Source organism: Allobosea sp., assembly GCF_030695125.1.
Taxonomy (GTDB): domain Bacteria; phylum Pseudomonadota; class Alphaproteobacteria; order Rhizobiales; family Beijerinckiaceae; genus Allobosea.
The window spans coordinates 18374-34084 of the sequence record NZ_JAUYTP010000032.1; the positions used below are offsets into that span (position 1 = coordinate 18374).

The 15711-nt window shown below is 68.1% G+C and carries 15 protein-coding genes; 10 read left to right on the forward strand and 5 right to left on the reverse strand.

All coding sequences use genetic code 11. The features are described 5' to 3' along the window. The first annotated feature begins 295 nt into the window (after positions 1-295). The 5 genes from Q8S38_RS13700 to dnaQ are packed head-to-tail and all read left to right on the forward strand — an operon-like array spanning position 296 to position 3970. Entirely contained in the window at positions 296-1126 is an 831-nt protein-coding gene (locus Q8S38_RS13700; RefSeq protein ID WP_305680987.1) for a pyruvate, water dikinase regulatory protein, read from the forward strand. Between the two features lie 5 nt (positions 1127-1131). Further along, on the forward strand, positions 1132-1749 hold the full coding sequence (locus Q8S38_RS13705) for a Maf family protein (RefSeq protein WP_305681146.1): 618 nt from the start codon (positions 1132-1134) through the stop codon (positions 1747-1749). Positions 1750-1764: 15 nt separating this feature from the next. Further along, positions 1765-2598, forward strand: a complete 834-nt coding sequence (locus Q8S38_RS13710; RefSeq protein ID WP_305680988.1) for a shikimate dehydrogenase — start codon at positions 1765-1767, stop codon at positions 2596-2598. A 45-nt stretch (positions 2599-2643) separates the two neighbouring features. Beyond that, the gene (coaE, locus tag Q8S38_RS13715; protein ID WP_305680989.1) at positions 2644-3270 is read left to right on the forward strand and encodes a dephospho-CoA kinase; all 627 of its coding nucleotides are present in this window, start codon (positions 2644-2646) and stop codon (positions 3268-3270) included. Next, positions 3263-3970 carry a DNA polymerase III subunit epsilon gene (gene dnaQ, locus Q8S38_RS13720; RefSeq protein WP_305680990.1) on the forward strand — a complete coding sequence of 236 codons (708 nt, stop codon included), beginning with the start codon at positions 3263-3265 and terminating at the stop codon, positions 3968-3970. The genes coaE and dnaQ overlap by 8 nt, the downstream gene beginning before the upstream one ends. A 108-nt stretch (positions 3971-4078) precedes the next feature. Here dnaQ and secB read toward each other — a convergent pair whose 3' ends face one another. Further along, on the reverse strand, positions 4079-4558 hold the full coding sequence (gene secB, locus Q8S38_RS13725) for a protein-export chaperone SecB (RefSeq protein ID WP_305680991.1): 480 nt from the start codon (positions 4556-4558) through the stop codon (positions 4079-4081). Positions 4559-4801: 243 nt separating this feature from the next. Here secB and Q8S38_RS13730 point away from each other — a divergent pair, with 243 nt between their 5' ends. The 5 genes from Q8S38_RS13730 to Q8S38_RS13750 all read left to right on the forward strand — a co-directional run bounded on the left by Q8S38_RS13730 (position 4802) and on the right by Q8S38_RS13750 (position 8738). Continuing rightward, entirely contained in the window at positions 4802-5530 is a 729-nt protein-coding gene (locus tag Q8S38_RS13730; RefSeq protein ID WP_305680992.1) for a Tim44/TimA family putative adaptor protein, read from the forward strand. Beyond that, complete coding sequence (mltA, locus tag Q8S38_RS13735; RefSeq protein ID WP_305680993.1) at positions 5527-6705, forward strand: murein transglycosylase A; 1179 nt, start codon at positions 5527-5529, stop codon at positions 6703-6705. The genes Q8S38_RS13730 and mltA overlap by 4 nt, the downstream gene beginning before the upstream one ends. 2 nt (positions 6706-6707) lie before the next feature. Beyond that, positions 6708-7271: a Smr/MutS family protein gene (locus Q8S38_RS13740; RefSeq protein WP_305680994.1), complete on the forward strand. Its 564-nt coding sequence runs from the start codon at positions 6708-6710 to the stop codon at positions 7269-7271. Beyond that, positions 7268-7654, forward strand: coding sequence for a helix-turn-helix domain-containing protein (locus Q8S38_RS13745; protein WP_305680995.1), 387 nt, complete (start codon positions 7268-7270; stop codon positions 7652-7654). Before Q8S38_RS13740 ends, Q8S38_RS13745 begins: the two co-directional genes overlap by 4 nt. Before the next feature lie 85 nt (positions 7655-7739). Further along, the gene (locus tag Q8S38_RS13750) at positions 7740-8738 is read left to right on the forward strand and encodes an adenosine kinase (RefSeq protein WP_305680996.1); all 999 of its coding nucleotides are present in this window, start codon (positions 7740-7742) and stop codon (positions 8736-8738) included. Between the two features lie 183 nt (positions 8739-8921). Here Q8S38_RS13750 and Q8S38_RS13755 read toward each other — a convergent pair whose 3' ends face one another. The 4 genes from Q8S38_RS13755 to Q8S38_RS13775 all read right to left on the reverse strand — a co-directional run bounded on the left by Q8S38_RS13755 (position 8922) and on the right by Q8S38_RS13775 (position 15641). Continuing rightward, the gene (locus tag Q8S38_RS13755; protein WP_305680997.1) at positions 8922-9557 is read right to left on the reverse strand and encodes a pyridoxamine 5'-phosphate oxidase family protein; all 636 of its coding nucleotides are present in this window, start codon (positions 9555-9557) and stop codon (positions 8922-8924) included. Between the two features lie 229 nt (positions 9558-9786). Next, on the reverse strand, positions 9787-11955 hold the full coding sequence (gene pnp, locus Q8S38_RS13760; RefSeq protein WP_305680998.1) for a polyribonucleotide nucleotidyltransferase: 2169 nt from the start codon (positions 11953-11955) through the stop codon (positions 9787-9789). 261 nt (positions 11956-12216) lie between these two features. Further along, the gene (gene rpsO, locus Q8S38_RS13765) at positions 12217-12486 is read right to left on the reverse strand and encodes a 30S ribosomal protein S15 (RefSeq protein ID WP_069053202.1); all 270 of its coding nucleotides are present in this window, start codon (positions 12484-12486) and stop codon (positions 12217-12219) included. Between the two features lie 644 nt (positions 12487-13130). Then, positions 13131-15641, reverse strand: coding sequence for a methyl-accepting chemotaxis protein (locus Q8S38_RS13775; protein WP_305680999.1), 2511 nt, complete (start codon positions 15639-15641; stop codon positions 13131-13133). Between the last annotated feature and the right edge of the window lie 70 nt (positions 15642-15711).

Here is a 15711-nt window from a genome sequence, read left to right on the forward strand (position 1 = left end):
TTAACGGTTTATTAACCCATGCGAATCCCGGACGGGCTGCGCCGGGCCAAAATGATTCACGTGAAACACTCTCGCTCCACCCACAGGCCCAGGCCTGTTAACGGATTCTTAAGGTTATACAGAGCCGCCGGGCGGCCACCTGAATTGGTTCGTTTGTCCACAGCCCTCCCCAGGCCTTGCCGTCCACCCCAGCCCTCCGCCTGAGCTGCTAACCTTTGCGCGGCGGCAGCCCAATTTGCTTTGATCGCCGGCCGGGATAGAGGTGGAACACGCCGCCATCGACCCGGGAGCCCGCGTGCACCGCAATTATTTCCATCTCCATCTGGTCTCCGACGCCACCGGCGAGACCCTGATCGCGGTCAGCCGAGCCGCGGCCGCGCAATATGAAACCGTGTCGGCGATCGAGCATGTCTATCCGCTGGTGCGCTCGGAGGCGCAGCTCGCCCGCGTGCTCGCCGAGATCGAGGCATCGCCGGGCGTCGTGCTCTACACGCTGGTCGAGCCGGAATGGTCGCAGCGCCTGGAGACATTCTGCCGCGAGCTCGGTTGCCCCTGCCTCTCGGTGCTGAATCCCGTACTGGCCCTGTTTCAATCCTATCTCGGCCAGGCCTCCGCGCCGCGGCCCGGCGCCCAGCATGTGCTCAACGCCGAGTATTTCCGTCGCATCGACGCGATGAACTACACGCTGCTTCACGATGACGGCCAGCTCGGCGGTGACCTCGAAAGCGCCGACGTGATCCTGGTCGGCATCAGCCGGACCTCGAAGACACCGACCTCGATCTATCTCGCCAATCGCGGGATCAAGACGGCCAACATCCCGCTCGTGCCCCAGGTCCCGCTTCCCGCCGAACTCGACCACATCAGGAAACCGCTGATCGTCGGCCTCGTGGCGAGTCCCGACCGCATCGTCCAGATCCGCCAGAACCGGTTGCTGTCGTTGAAGGCCGATGACGAGACGCCCTATGTCGATCCGGCTTCCGTCGCCGACGAGGTCGCCCAGTCGCGGCGGCTCTGCGCCCGCAAGGGCTGGCCGGTGATCGACGTCACGCGCCGCTCGATCGAGGAAACCGCCGCCTCGATCCTCGACCTGCTGCGCGACCACCGCATGAAATTCATCGCGACATGACCGGGATGTCCCCGCTCTGGCTGGCAGCTTCGCCGCTGCTGCTCGCCTCGGGCAGCGCGACACGCCGCGACATGCTCGCCGCCGCCGGGATCCCGGTCGAGGTGGTCAAGCCGCAGATCGACGAGCGCGCGGTCGAGGCGCCGCTGCTGGCAGCAGGTTCGCCGTCCGATGCGGTGGCGGCAGCGCTCGCCTGCGCCAAAGCGCTTGCCGTCTCGCAGGACCATCCCGGCCGTCTCGTGCTCGGGGCCGACCAGACCCTGACCTGCGACGGCGAGGCCTTTCACAAGCCGGCCACGCTGGCGCAGGCCGCCGACCAGATCGCCGCCTTGGCGGGCAGGACGCATGAGCTGCACAGCGCCTTCGTCCTGGCGCGCGACGGCGCTCCCCTGGTCGAAGGCGTCGCAATCGCCCGGCTGACGATGCGCCCGCTCTCTGCCGATATCATCGCGCGCTATCTGGATTGCGCGGGGCCCGCGGCCTTGTCGAGCGTCGGCGGCTACCAGATCGAAGGGCTCGGCGCCCAGCTGTTTGACAGGATCGAGGGCGACCACTTCACCATTCTGGGCCTGCCCCTGCTGGCCGTCTTCGTCGCCTTGCGCGATCTCGATGTCCTCGCGCGCTGAAGGAAACGGACTCTGATGCCGCCACGCTGCTTCGTCCTCGGCCACCCCATCGCCCATTCGCGCTCGCCGTTGATCCATGGCGCCTGGCTCGCCGAGCATGGCCTGCCCGGCAGCTATGAGAAGATCGATGTCGCCCCGCCCGAGCTGCCGGGTTTCATCGCCCGCCTGCGAGCCGGCGAGTTCACCGGCGGCAATGTCACGGTCCCGCACAAGGAGGCGATGCTGGCGCTCGTCGACGAGGCGAGCGAGGCTGCGCGCGCCATCGGCGCGGTCAATACGGTGTGGCTGGAGGGTGGCCGCCTCTGCGGCGACAACACCGATGTCTCGGGTTTCCTCGCCCATCTCGACGCCTCGGCGCCAGCTTGGGAGAAGACCACCAGGACAGCGCTGGTGCTCGGCGCCGGCGGCGCGGCCCGCGGCATCGCCTTCGGCCTGAGAGGGCGGGGCGTCGGCCGCATCATCCTGGTCAACCGCAGCAGGGGCCGTGCCGACGATCTCGCCGGCTCGCTCGGCGTTCCCCTCGAAGCGGCCGACTGGGCGCAGCGCGACCACCTCGTCGGCGAGGCGGATCTCATCGTCAACACGACGGCGCTCGGCATGCAGGGCCAACCTCCGCTCGATCTCGACCTGTCGCGGCTGAAGCCCGGCACCATCGTCGACGACATCGTCTATGTGCCGCTGCAGACGCCGCTGCTGCGGGACGCGCAGCGCCATGGCGGCGTTGCGGTCGATGGCCTCGGGATGCTGCTGCATCAGGCCGTGCCGGGCTTCGCGCGCTGGTTCGGCCTGACGCCGACGGTGACGCCGGCGCTGCGCGCCCGGCTCGAAGCCGATATCCTCGGGCACTGATTCCCTGCGGCGGACTTTCGCCCGGCTCAAGACAGGCGCAACGGCATGACTTTCATCCTCGGCCTGACGGGTTCGATCGGCATGGGCAAGTCGACCACGGCCGAGCTGTTTCGCGCCGAGGGCATTCCGGTTCACGATGCCGATGCGGCCGTCCATGCGCTCTATCGCGGTCGCGCCGTCGCGGCGATCGCCGCAGCGTTTCCCGCCGCGATCCGGGAGGGCGCGGTCGATCGCCCCAGTCTCTCGGCGGCCGTCCTCGGCAAACCCGATGCGCTGAACAGGCTCGAAGCCATCATCCATCCCTTCGTGCGCGAGGAGGAGGAGGCCTTCCTGCGGCGCTGCCGCCGGACAGGGGCAGGGCTCGCGGTGCTCGATGTGCCGCTCCTGCTCGAGACCGCGGGCGAGGGCCGCTGCGACGCCGTGCTCGTCGTCAGCGCTCCGCCCGAGATCCAGCGCGAGCGCGTCCTGGCGCGCCCCGGCATGACGCAGGACAAGCTCGCGGCGATCCTCGCCCGCCAGATGCCCGATGCTGAAAAGCGCGCCCGCGCCCATTTCATTGTGGACACGTCGCGTAGCGTTCTGGCGGCGGGCCGGCAGGTCGGCTCTATCCTGCGGGCGCTCGCTGGCCGGCCCGGCCATAGCGGGCAGCAGCGGACAGCCAGCCATGCGTGAGATCGTTCTCGACACCGAGACCACCGGCGTGGAGGCCCATAGCGGCGACCGCATCGTCGAGATCGGCTGCGTCGAACTGCTCAACCATTGCCCGACCGGCCGCAGCTTCCACCGCTACATCAATCCCGAGCGGCCGATGTCGGAGGGCGCGTTCAAGGTCCACGGCCTGTCGGATGCGTTTCTGGCGCCGCAGCCCGTCTTCGCGGCGGTCGCCGACGAGTTCATCGGCTTCATCGAGGGCGCCCGCCTGGTGATCCACAACGCCGCCTTCGATGTCGGCTTTCTCAACATGGAGCTGCAGAAGGTCGGCCGTGGACCGATCCAGCCTGCGCTCGTGGTCGACACCCTGTCGATGGCGCGGCGCAAGCACCCCGGCGCCTCCAACAGCCTCGACGCCCTCTGCACGCGCTACGGCATCGACAACAGCCGCCGGACTCGGCACGGCGCGCTGCTCGACGCCGAGATCCTGGCCGAGGTCTATATCGAGCTGATCGGCGGCAAGCAGGCCTCGCTCGGCCTGGGCGCGGCGGAGACCGGCCGGGGCGGTCTGGCCGGCCTCGTCGTCGAGCGGCCGCAAAGGCTGCGCCCACTGCCGCCCCGCCTCGACGAGGCGGCTCTGGAGGCGCATGAGGCCTATATCCGCTCGCTCGGCAAGACGCAGCTCTGGCGCGGCTATCTCGGCCTGACCGAGGACGCCTGACACGCTCCCGTACCGCCTCAGGCCCGGGCCATATCCTTCAGGCCGTGACCGAATACGAAAAAGGGCCCCGCGGGGCCCTTTGGTCGTCATGGCGGATCCAGCCCCGGTTCAGGAGGGCTGGCCCTGGAATTCCTGCATGCGCTGCTGGAAGAGGGCCGCAAAATCGATCGGCGGCACATAGAAGGGCGGGAAGCCGCCGTTCTGGACCGCCTCGGCGATGATCTGGCGCGCGAACGGGAAAAGCAGGCGGGCGCAGTCGATCACCAGAACCGGGTGGATATGCTCCTGGGGAACATTGAGCAGGCGGAACACGCCGCCATAGCTCAGGTCGAAGGCAAACAGCGTCTCGCCATTCATCTCGGCCTTGCCCTCGAGCTGGAGCACGGTCTCGTAATCGTTCTCGCCGAGCGCGCTGCTCGACACATTGACCTGCAGCGACATCTGCGGGCCTTCCTGCGCCTGCTGCTGGCCGAGCGCGCGGGGCGCCTTCGGGTTCTCGAAGGAGAAGTCCTTCGTGTACTGGATCAGAGCGCTCATGCTCGGTGCCGCATCTGCGGCGCCGTTGCCGTTGGGGAGTTCGTTGGCCATCGGTCCCATCGCTTCTGGCTGAATGTCTCGGGAAGTCCGCACCCGTCCGAGGCCCTGGACTGCGTTCGCCTGTGAAGGCCTGACGCGGGCGTCGGCTATCATGGACCAAAGCGCCGCACAAGAAGCCGCCTTCACAAGCAGGGGGGTGGATGTTACGAGCCTAGCTCACCATATACGTGAGACGGCTCCCCTTTGCGGCGACGCCGGTTCTTCACCGCGATTGGAGCCTCGGGTCAGTTTTCGATGCAAAATTCCTTCGACATGACGACTCTGGTCTTCCTGGCTCTGGCCGTTTTCGTCGCCTGGAAGCTGCGCTCGGTGCTCGGCCAGAAGACCGGCAGCGAGCAGCCACCGGCCGATCCCTTCGCCCGCCGCGAGGCTCCGCCCGCCCGACCCGACCAGGGCGGCGCCGTCGATGCCAAGCGCGACAACGTCATCCGCCTGCCGGGCGCGGCCAACGATCCCGCCGCGATGGCGCCTGCCGCCGAACGGTGGAAGGACATCGCGCCCCCGGATTCGCCGATCATCGCCGGCATTGAAGGCATCATCCGCCAGGAATCGTCTTTCGACCCGCGCGAATTCCTCGGCGGCGCCAAGGCCGCCTACGAGACGATCGTGACCGCTTTCGCCCGCGGCGACCGTAAGATGCTGAAGGGTCTGCTCGCCAAGGAGGTCTATGACGGCTTCGAGCAGGCGATCACCGACCGCGAGAAGCGCGGCGAGAAGGCCGAGTCGAATTTTGTCTCGATCGACAAGGCCGAGATCACCGCCGTCGACGTCAAGGGCAAGACCGCACAGGTGACCATCGCCTTTGTTTCGCAACTGATCAGCGCGACCCGCGACGCGCAGGGCGTGGTCGTCGATGGCAGCGCCGAGGCCGTATCCGAGGTCAACGACATCTGGACCTTCTCGCGCCAGCTCGGCAGCCGCGACCCCAACTGGCTCCTGGTCGCCACCGAATCCGCCGCGTGATCCGTGGCGCCGGTGTCGCACTGGCGCTGCTCGCGGCCTGCGGGACGCCGGTGACCGGCATGGCCGCTCCTTCCCCACCCCTTCCCGCCGGCGCCAGCGCGCAGGCCCTGGCGCCGTCCCAGCTGCCCGGCTGGGCGCAGGACGATCATCGCGCGGCGCTCTCGATCTTCGCCCGCGGCTGCGAGGCGCAACCGCCGCTTCGCGCCGCCGTGGTCGTGCGGCCCGGCCTCGCCAAGGCCTGTGAGCAGGCCGGTCGCCTGCAGGCGAGGGGAGAGGTTTCTCCCGAAGCGGCCAAGAGCTTCTTCGAGACCCATTTCACCTTCTGGCGCATCCGGCCCGCTCCCGACCGGGCCGGCTTCATGACCGGATATTTCGAACCCGAATTCGAAGGCTCGCTGACCCGTTCGGATGCCTACCCGACACCGCTCTATGGGCGCCCGCCGGAGCTGGTGACGCGGATGCCGGGGGATGCCTGGCCGGGCCTGGACCCCGAGCTCGCGGCCGCGCGCCGAACCGATGCCGGCCTCGAGCCCTTTCCCGATCGCGCTGCGATCGAGACGGGGACCCTCGATGGCCGCAATCTCGAAATCCTCTGGATGCGCGATCCCGTCGATCGCTTCGTGCTGCAGGTCCAGGGTTCGGGCCGCATCCGCCTGCCCGACGGTTCGGTCACCAGGCTGGTCTATGCCGGCCGCAATGGTCACGCCTATACCTCGCTCGGCCGGGTCCTGAGCGAGCGCGAGGGCATTCCTCCCGCGCAGATGACGATGGACCGCCTGATCGCGCGGCTGAAGGCCGATGCGGATTTCGCCCGCGAGCTGATCAGGCTGAACCGCTCCTTCGTCTTCTTCGCCCGCCGCGACGACCTTCCGCCCGGGTCGGGGCCGATCGGCGGGGCGGGCCTGCCCCTGACACCGCTGCGCAGCATCGCGATCGACCGCACGCAATGGCCCTACGGGCTGCCGGTCTGGATCGACGCGACCGTCCCAGGCGCGGCGGGCGGCGACGAGCGGCTTGCTCGTCTCATGATCGCGCAGGATACCGGCTCGGCCATCCTCGGCCCGGCCCGGCTCGACCTCTTCGTCGGATCGGGCGCAGCCGCCGGGCACCGCGCCGGGCTGATCCGCCATCCGGTCGACTTCATCGTGCTCTGGCCCCGCGACGCCGGGCGCTAGCGATGCGTGTGCGGCGGGGGCGGACATTGTCGGAGGCCGATCTCGCGCTCTGGCGCCAGGTCGCGCGCTCGGTCAAGCCGCTGCCCGGACGCGCGCCGGTCGAGCCCGAGCCAGTGGACCCACCCGTCGTCGTGGCGGTCGAGGACACCCGAACTGTGCCTGCCGCCGCCGCTGGCCGGCCGGCGCCGGTGAAGCCGGCGCCCCCTCCGCTCGCGCCGCTCGAAAACCGCCTGCGCACGCAGCTGCGGCGCGGGCAGCAGGGCGTCGAGGCGGTCATCGACCTTCACGGCATGCGCCAGGACGAGGCGCATCTGGCGCTGCGGGCCTTTCTGCGCCGCGAACAGGCGCGCGGCACCAGGCTGGCGCTCATCGTCACCGGCAAGGGCGCGGCTAGCGCGGGCCTGTTCGGCGACGAGCGCGGCGTGCTGCGCCGGGTCGTCCCGCATTGGCTGCGCCTGCCGGATCTGCGGCCGCTGGTGGTCGGTTTCGAGGAGGCGCAGGCGCGCCATGGCGGCTCCGGCGCGCTCTATGTCCGGCTGCGCCGCGCCCGCGAGGCCGGTCCATGACGCCGTTCGGGCAGCGCGTGCGCGACCACCGGGACAAGCGCGGCATGACGCTCGCCGAGATGGCCGGCGTGCTCGGCGTCACCCCGGCCTATCTCTCTGCCCTCGAGCACGGAAAGCGCGGCCGCCCGACCTTCACCCTGATCCAGGGGGTGATCCATGTGCTCGGTGTCATCTGGGACGAGGCGGACGAACTCGTGCGGCTGGCCGATCTCTCCCATCCCCGGGTCACGGTCGACACCGCCGGGCTCGACCCGGAGGCGACGCTGCTCGCCAATCGGCTGGCCCGCGACATTGGCGAGCTCGAGCCGCCCGATCTTGCCCGGCTCAGCGCCGTGCTGGACGAGGCCGCCGCGCGCCGCAACCGGCCGGGCGGTCCCGCTTGACCCGCATGGCCATGGATGCGACACGCCGCGCCACGGCTTGCCTTGACCTTCCGACATTCCCCTTCCGCACAGCATCGGGCTTCCCATGACCAGCACGCGCACCGACGTCCTCGCCCTCGGCAATGCCATCGTCGACGTCATCGCCGCCGCCGAGGAGGATTTCCTGGCGACGCATGGCCTGACCAAGGGCGCCATGGCGCTGATCGACGAGGCCCGGGCGGAATCGCTCTATGCCGCGATGGGTCCCGGCAAGGTGATCTCGGGCGGCTCCGCCGCCAACACCATCGCCGGGCTTGCCTCCTTCGGCGGCAAGGGCGCCTTCATCGGCAAGGTCAAGGCCGACGAACTCGGCAAGCTCTACCGTCACGACCTGACCTCGCTCGGCGTCGCCTTCGACACGCCCGCCGCCAGCGAGGGCCCCGCGACGGCACGCTCCTTCATCATCGTCACGCCCGATGGCGAGCGCACGATGAACACCTATCTCGGCGCCTGCCAGGGCCTGACGGTGGCCGATGTCGATGCCAGGGCGGTCGAGAACGCCGACATCATCTATCTCGAGGGCTATCTCTGGGATCCGCCGGCGGCCAAGGACGCCTTCCGCAAGGCTTCCGAGATCGCCCACAAGGCCGGCGGCAAGGTCGCGATCACCCTGTCGGATTCCTTCTGCGTCGACCGCTACCGCGACGAGTTCGTCGGGCTGATCCGCAACCGCATGGTCGACATCGTCTTCGCCAACGAGCACGAGCTGAAGAGCCTTTATCAGGCGCCTGCCTTCGAGGACGCGCTGGCGGCGCTGCGGGCCGAAAACATCCTCGCCGTCGTCACCCGCTCCGAGAAGGGCGCGCTGGCGGTGACGCCCGAGGGCGTGATCGAGGAGCCGGTGTTCCCGATCGAGCGCCTCGTCGACGCCACCGGCGCGGGCGATCTCTTCGCCGCCGGCTTCCTCTTCGGCCTGACCTCGGGCCGTGAGGTCCGCGACTCGCTGCGGCTGGGCGCGCTCGCCGCAGCCGAGATCATCAGCCATGTCGGCGCGCGGCCGGACGTGAACCTCAAGTTGCTCGCGGGGAACGAAGGGCTGCTTTGAAGGGCGCTACGTCTGTCATTCCGGGGCGGCCCTTCGGGCCGAACCCGGAACCCACGACCGGGTGAGACGACGGGTTCACAAAGCGCGAGGGTGATCGCGATTGGGGCAATCACCCAGTCGTGGGTTCCGGGTTCTTCGCTATGCGAAGCCCCGGAATGAAAGGGTGGCGGCTCGGTCGCCCCCTCAATACAGCGTTGCCTTCACCCGTTCCGGCAGCGCCCGGTCGTAAGCCTCGCCGTCGAACGTCTCGACCGCCGCATCGCGCGCCGTGATGTCGCGCAGGATCGTGCCTGCGCTCGGCACCGCGCCCTTGGCGACATGCGTCTCCGCGTTCCACAGGCCGGCCCGGACGATCGCGCGCGAGCACTGGAAGTAGACGCTCTCGACCGTGACCACGATGACGCAGGCCGGGGCCTTTCCGGCGACCGCGAAGCCCGCGCACAACCCAGGGTCGCTGGAGAGCACCGCGACTCCGTTGACGCGTAGCGTCTCCCCGTAACCGGGCACGAGGAAGAGCATTCCGATTCTTGGATCGAACAGGATATTCTTCAATGAATCCAGACGGTTATTGCCTCTTCGGTCGGGAATCAGGAGCGTTTTCGCGTCCCGGACCGTGACAAAGCCCGGCTGATCCCCGCGCGGCGAACAATCCAGCCCATCCGGACCGTTGGTCGCGAGCACGAAAAACGGCGAGGCGGCGATCAGCGCGGCATAGTTTGCATCGACATGGTCGATCTCCTTGGCGATCGACGCCGGCGCGATCGGGTTGGGATAGAGCGCGGCGAGGTCGTCGAGGGAGGTGAGGGTGTGGGAAGGCATGTCGAGCTCCTAGATCAATAAGTCTAGACTATTTGGATCCTGATCGGGACGCCAGCCTCATCGTCACTGCGAGCGGAGCGAGGCAATCCAGAAGACACAGGGCAGCCGCTGGATTGCTTCGCTCCGCTCGCAATGACGCAAGGCCTCCGAAACGAAAAAACGCCCCGCATCCTTCGATGCGGGGCGTTTCCATGTTTCACGTGAAGCTCACTGCCTCACAGGCGGTCGATCACTCGGCCGACTGCTTCTCGCGGCTCTTCTCGCCGTCGCGCTGGGCCTTGAGCTTCTCGGTCAGGTCTTCGCCGGTCTCCTGGTCGACGACCTTCATCGAGAGGCGGATCTTGCCGCGGTCGTCCTGGCCGAGGAACTTGACCTTGACCTTGTCGCCTTCCTTGACGACGTCCGAGACCTTCTGGACCCGGGCGGCGGCGAGTTCGGAGATATGGACGAGGCCGTCCTTGGCGCCGAAGAAGTTCACGAAGGCGCCGAACTCCATGATCTTCACGACGGTGCCGTCATAGATCATGCCGACTTCGGCCTCGGAAACGATCGACTTGATCCACTTGATCGCGGCTTCGATCGACTTGCCGTCGGCCGAGGCGATCTTGATGGTGCCGTCGTCCTCGATGTTGACCTTCGCGCCGGTCTTCTCGACGATTTCGCGGATGACCTTGCCGCCCGAACCGATGACTTCACGGATCTTGTCGACCGGGATCTTCATCGTCTCGATGCGCGGGGCATATTCGCCGAGCTGGCCGCGCGAGGTCGAGAGCGCCTTGTTCATCTCGTCGAGGATGTGGTCGCGACCGCCCTTGGCCTGGTCGAGGGCGACCTTCATGATCTCCTCGGTGATGCCGGCGATCTTGATGTCCATCTGCAGCGAGGTGATGCCCTCGGCCGTTCCGGCGACCTTGAAGTCCATGTCGCCGAGATGGTCCTCGTCACCAAGGATGTCGGAGAGCACCGCGAAGCGCTCGCCTTCCAGGATCAGGCCCATGGCGATGCCCGCCACCGGTGCCTTGAGCGGCACGCCGGCATCCATCAGCGCCAGCGAGGTGCCGCAGACGGTGGCCATCGAGGAGGAGCCATTCGACTCGGTGATCTCCGAGACGACGCGGATCGTGTAGGGGAATTCCGACTTCGCCGGCAGCATCGGCCGGATCGCGCGCCAGGCGAGCTTGCCATGGCCGATTTCGCGGCGGCCGGGCGAACCCATGCGGCCGGCTTCACCCACCGAATAGGGAGGGAAGTTGTAGTGCAGCAGGAAGGTCTCCTTGTAGGTGCCTTCCAGCGAGTCGATGTACTGCTCGTCGTCGCCGGTGCCCAGCGTGGTCACGACCAGCGCCTGCGTCTCGCCGCGGGTGAACAGCGCCGAACCATGGGTGCGCGGCAGGATGCCGGCTTCCGAGACGATCTTGCGGACCGTCTTGAGGTCGCGGCCGTCGATGCGGACGCCATCGTCCAGGATCATCCAGCGGACGACCTTGGCCTGGGCTTCCTTGAACTGGCCGCCGACCTGCTCCTTGGAGAAGGTGGTCTTGCCGTCCGGCGTCTCCGAGATCAGCGAGGCGACCTTCGCCTTGGCGGCGTCGAGGGCCTTGTAGCGCTCGGCCTTGGTGCGGATCTGGTAGGCGGCGCGGATGTCGGCGTCGACCAGCTTGAGCACGGCGTCGAGCACGACGGAGTTGTCGGCCGGCTGATAGTCGCGCGGCTCCTTGGCGGCCTTCTCGGCCAGGCGGATGATCGCGTCGATCACCGGCTGGAAGTGCTTGTGGCCGAACATCACGGCGCCGAGCATGATCTCCTCGGAGAGCTGCTTGGCCTCCGACTCGACCATCAGCACGGCGTCGGGCGTGCCGGCGACGACCAGATCGAGCTGCGAGTCCTTGATCTCGTCGACGAGCGGGTTGAGCTTGTAGGCGCCGTCGGCATAGCCGACGCGGGCCGCACCGATCGGGCCCATGAAGGGCACGCCCGACAGGGTCAGCGCAGCCGAGGTGGCGACCATGGCGACGATATCGGGATCGTTCTCGAGGTCATGCTGCAGCACGGTGCAGACGATCTGCGTCTCGTTGCGGTAGCCCTCGACGAAGAGCGGGCGGATCGGCCGGTCGATCAGGCGCGAGACCAGCGTCTCCTTCTCGGTCGGGCGGCCTTCGCGCTTGAAATAGCCGCCGGGAATGCGGCCGGCTGCGAAGGTCTTTTCCTGGTAGTTCACGGTCAGCGGGAAGAAATCGATCCCGGCCTTGGGCGTCTTGGCGGAGACGACGGTCGCGAGCACGACGGTCTCGCCATAGGTGGCGAGCACGGCGGCGTCGGCCTGCCGGGCGATCTTGCCGGTTTCGAGCACGAGCTTGCGCCCGCCCCACATCAGTTCTTCGGTCTGGACATCGAACATGGATTTTCTTTCGGATCGGATGCGACCAATCCGGTGCCCCAAGCCCATGGGCAAGACGGCGAAGCGCTCGATGTCGGTGCGATGGTCGCGCCCGAGCGCTTGGCGATCCTGCCATGGGCGAGGGGCGCCCGGCGGGTCATGCGGCAGGCCGCCCATGCGGGTGCCGCGTTGTAGCGGGGCCGATGCCGCACCATTGCGGCAGACCCCTTTTACGAAAGCGCCCGGAGCGGAACCGCACCGGGCGTTGGCGTCAGCGGTCGATCAGCGGCGGATGCCGAGCTTCTCGATCAGCGAGCGGTAGCGCGGCTCGCTCTTGCTCTTCAGGTAGTCGAGCAGCGAACGGCGCTGCGAGACCATCTTGAGCAGGCCGCGACGGGAGTGGTTGTCCTTGGTGTGCGACTTGAAGTGGCCGGTCAGGTTGTTGATGCGCTCGGTGAGGATCGCGACCTGGACTTCCGGCGAGCCGGTGTCGTTCGGCTTGGTGGCATGCTCTTTCATGAGCGCGGTCTTGCGCTCGGCAGTGATCGACATCGTGTGATCCTTCGGTTGGGTGTTGATCTGGCGGGCGCCAGCCGGGATGTCGTCCAGCAGGGTCCGAAGTCCGCGAACCGCCTCATCGAGGAGGGGCCGCGCAGCCAGCCATGGCGGCCGGATGACGGCCATATACACGAAATGGCGGGAAACGCCAGCGGCCGTGGCGGAACCTGCCGCCGGGCTGGCGGTTGGACGAGCACCGCATTCGTCAGGTCCAGCAGCAGCAGGTGTCGCGTCATGCGCAATTCGGACAAGGATCGCCTCATCCTCGCGCTCGCCGCCCAGTTGCGGGCCGAACGCCAGACCCGCGAGGCGCTCGCCGCCGTCATCGGCAATGGCCAACTCGACCGCGAGGTGCTGCTGGCGATCCTGGAGGATCCGATTCCGGCGTCGCAGGCCGATGGCGCGCAGCAGGGCGTCACGCACCGGGATCTCCTGAGGGCCGACGCGCTGGCGGCGGAGTCACATCGGCCACGGGCGAGGGCTGCCTGGCGGTGCCATTGACTGTCTGGCCGACGCTTGCGTGGCCGCGACCCTCTTGACGGCGAATGACGCAAATTCCGGAGACCGGCCGGTCCTCGACCTGAACACAATGCGGTTCAGGCCGGGGACCGGGCGGTTGTCGGTCGATCCAAGTCCTCTTAGAACTCTTCCCAGCCGGCGTCGTTGACGCGTCCATTGGCGACCCTGCGCGCGGGCGCCGGGGCCGTGGCGACCAATCGGGCTGGAGCCGCGACGGGCGTCTTGGCCGTCGCGACCCGGGGTGCGCCGGCCTTGGCCGCTTGCGCTCGCGGCTGGACGAAAGCCGCCTCTGCGATCTGGCGCAACCTTTGGGGAGCGGACGCCACAGCCGCTGTGGCGGTGCTTTCGGGACCGGTCTTGAAGGCAGCCACCAGGTCGTTGAGCTGGCCGATGCGCGAGGACAGCGAGGCGGCCGAGGCGGCGCTCTGCTCCGACAGGGCGGCGTTCTGCTGCGTCATCTCGTCGAGATGCGCGACCGCCTGGCTCATCTCGTCGATGCCGTTGGCCTGTTCGCCCGAGGCCGCCGAGATATCGGCGATGGTGGCGGCGACCTTCTGTGACGAGGCCAGGATCTGGCTGAGCTGTTCGCCGGCCAGGCGGACGAGCTTGACGCCCTCGCCGACCTCGACATTGGACGAGGAGATCAGGCCCGAGATGTCCTTGGCGGCCGCGCTGGAGCGCTGCGCCAGGGTCCGGACTTCCGAGGCGACGACGGCGAAGCCCTTGCCGGCATCGCCGGCGCGGGCGGCTTCCACCGCCGCGTTCAAGGCCAGCAGGTTGGTCTGGAAGGCGATGTCGTCGATCACCCGGATGATGTCCGAGATCTTTTGGGACGCTGTCTCGATCCGGGCCATCGCCTCGACGGCCTGACCGGCGATCGCGCCGCCGCTCTGTGCGGCCTGCATTGCGTCGTTTGCGATGGCGGCGGCGTCGCGCGAGGCCTGCGCCGAGGCCTTGACCGAAGCCGCGAGCTCTTCGGTCGTGGCGGCGGTTTCCTCCAGGCTCGACGCCTGCTCTTCCGTCCGCTTCGACAGGTCGTCGGCGCCCATATTGATCTCGCGAGCGGCGAGCCCGACATCGGCCGAGGTGACCTGGATCGTCTTCACCGTCGAGGAGAGCCGCTCGACCGTGTCGTTGATCGCGCTCTTCAGGTCCGCGAACTTGCCGCGATAGGCCGAATCCACCCGGACCGTCAGGTCTCCGCCGGCGACCGCCGACAATGCAGTGGCGAATTCCGTCGTGGCCGAATCGACCACCGCATTGATCTCGTTGATGCCGGCGACGAGCTTCTGCATCTGCTCGTCGGCCTGGTCGATCTGCAGCCGGGCCGAGAAATCCCCGTTCGCTGCCGCAGCCACGACCTCGCCGACATCGGAGACCACGGCCTCCATCGACTGGGCCCGGGCGAGACGCGCCGCGGCGGCGGCATGCTCCTGCTGTTCGAGGGCGCGGATCCGCTGGATGTTGCTTTGGAAATCGCCGAGCGCATGGCTGATCGCATCGATCTCGATCATGCCAACCCTGGCCGGGATCCGCGCGTCGTCGGCGCCCGACAACATCAGCCCGACGGACTCAGCGAGCTTGCCGAGCGGCTGAACCACGCCTCGATTGAAAAGAACCACCACTCCGACCACGACGCAGGTGACGACGAGAATTGCGAGCAGCGACAAGGCCAGCTGCCAGCCAGCCCGCGTCAGGCCCTCATTGACCTCGCGGCGCGCCTGCTCGAAGGCGGCGTCGCGCATCTGCAGGATCGTCGCGAGCGAGGCTTGCGTCCAGGCGCGCCACTCGGGCAGGCTCATGGCCGCGGGCTGGCCGTCGCGGGCCACTTCGTACATGGCACGGTAGGTCTTGTTCTCCTCGTCGCGGAACCCGCCCTGTACGGCGGCGAGGGCGGTCTTCAGCGGCGGCGTCGTCTCCATCTGCGCCAGGGTCTGGTCGGCCAGAATCCAGAGCTGCTCGATGCGCCCGCTCAGCCGGTCGACCTGCGAAAGAGCGGCGGGCGTCAGCTTCACGCCGCTTCCGATATATTGCGTGAAATGGACCGAGCGGCTGCCGGCCGCTTCGCGCAGCGTCGTGGCGAATTCACCGAGCGAGACCGTGTTGCTGACCTCGGGGTTGAGATCGCCGATCCGCGCGCCGAGATAGCGCTGCAGCGCGGCCTGCTGGTTCAACAGCTCCAGCACGGTGCCGCTGAAGGTTTGCGCCGCCTTGGGATCGCGCTGGGGCAGCGGCTTGGCGCCCTCCGCCACCGCGGTCTTGCGGGCCTCTGCCAGACGCTGGCCGATCTGGGCGACGGGGCCGGCGAGGTCCGAGCGCTTTGCCAAGGGTGTTGCAGCGAAGGTCTCCTGCATCTGCGCGACGCGCAGGTCGGTCTCCCGCGCCGCTGCGGTGGCTGCCGCCGCAATCTTGCCGTCAGGATCGGCGGCGAGAATCACTTGCGTATTGGCGCCGCGTTCGATGGCCGCCCGCTCGATCACGCGGCTGACGGCCTCCGAGGCCAGGATCAGGTTGTGTGTCTCGCGCGCTGTCGAGAGCGCCTGCATCTGCTGATAGGCGACGAAGCCGCTGGCCAGGATCGCGGCGCCGCCGGCAGCGATGGTGCAGATCAGAAAATGCGTCACGCGCATGGCGATGAGTCTCCCACGGCCGCCGCCTCGAAATCCGAGCCGTGGCCATGCCGAATTCGCGCGGCGAGGC

What these genes read in the sequence shown, in the direction of transcription:
- Q8S38_RS13705 (WP_305681146.1), top strand. Translation starts at nt 1,132, where the DNA reads ATGTCCCCGCTCTGGCTGGCAGCTTCGCCGCTGCTGCTCGCCTCGGGC.
- Q8S38_RS13710 (WP_305680988.1), top strand. Translation starts at nt 1,765, where the DNA reads ATGCCGCCACGCTGCTTCGTCCTCGGCCACCCCATCGCCCATTCGCGC.
- coaE (WP_305680989.1), top strand. Translation starts at nt 2,644, where the DNA reads ATGACTTTCATCCTCGGCCTGACGGGTTCGATCGGCATGGGCAAGTCG.
- dnaQ (WP_305680990.1), top strand. Translation starts at nt 3,263, where the DNA reads ATGCGTGAGATCGTTCTCGACACCGAGACCACCGGCGTGGAGGCCCAT.
- secB (WP_305680991.1), bottom strand. Translation starts at nt 4,558, where the DNA reads ATGGCCAACGAACTCCCCAACGGCAACGGCGCCGCAGATGCGGCACCG.
- Q8S38_RS13730 (WP_305680992.1), top strand. Translation starts at nt 4,802, where the DNA reads ATGCAAAATTCCTTCGACATGACGACTCTGGTCTTCCTGGCTCTGGCC.
- Q8S38_RS13740 (WP_305680994.1), top strand. Translation starts at nt 6,708, where the DNA reads ATGCGTGTGCGGCGGGGGCGGACATTGTCGGAGGCCGATCTCGCGCTC.
- Q8S38_RS13745 (WP_305680995.1), top strand. Translation starts at nt 7,268, where the DNA reads ATGACGCCGTTCGGGCAGCGCGTGCGCGACCACCGGGACAAGCGCGGC.
- Q8S38_RS13750 (WP_305680996.1), top strand. Translation starts at nt 7,740, where the DNA reads ATGACCAGCACGCGCACCGACGTCCTCGCCCTCGGCAATGCCATCGTC.
- Q8S38_RS13755 (WP_305680997.1), bottom strand. Translation starts at nt 9,557, where the DNA reads ATGCCTTCCCACACCCTCACCTCCCTCGACGACCTCGCCGCGCTCTAT.
- pnp (WP_305680998.1), bottom strand. Translation starts at nt 11,955, where the DNA reads ATGTTCGATGTCCAGACCGAAGAACTGATGTGGGGCGGGCGCAAGCTC.
- rpsO (WP_069053202.1), bottom strand. Translation starts at nt 12,486, where the DNA reads ATGTCGATCACTGCCGAGCGCAAGACCGCGCTCATGAAAGAGCATGCC.
- Q8S38_RS13775 (WP_305680999.1), bottom strand. Translation starts at nt 15,641, where the DNA reads ATGCGCGTGACGCATTTTCTGATCTGCACCATCGCTGCCGGCGGCGCC.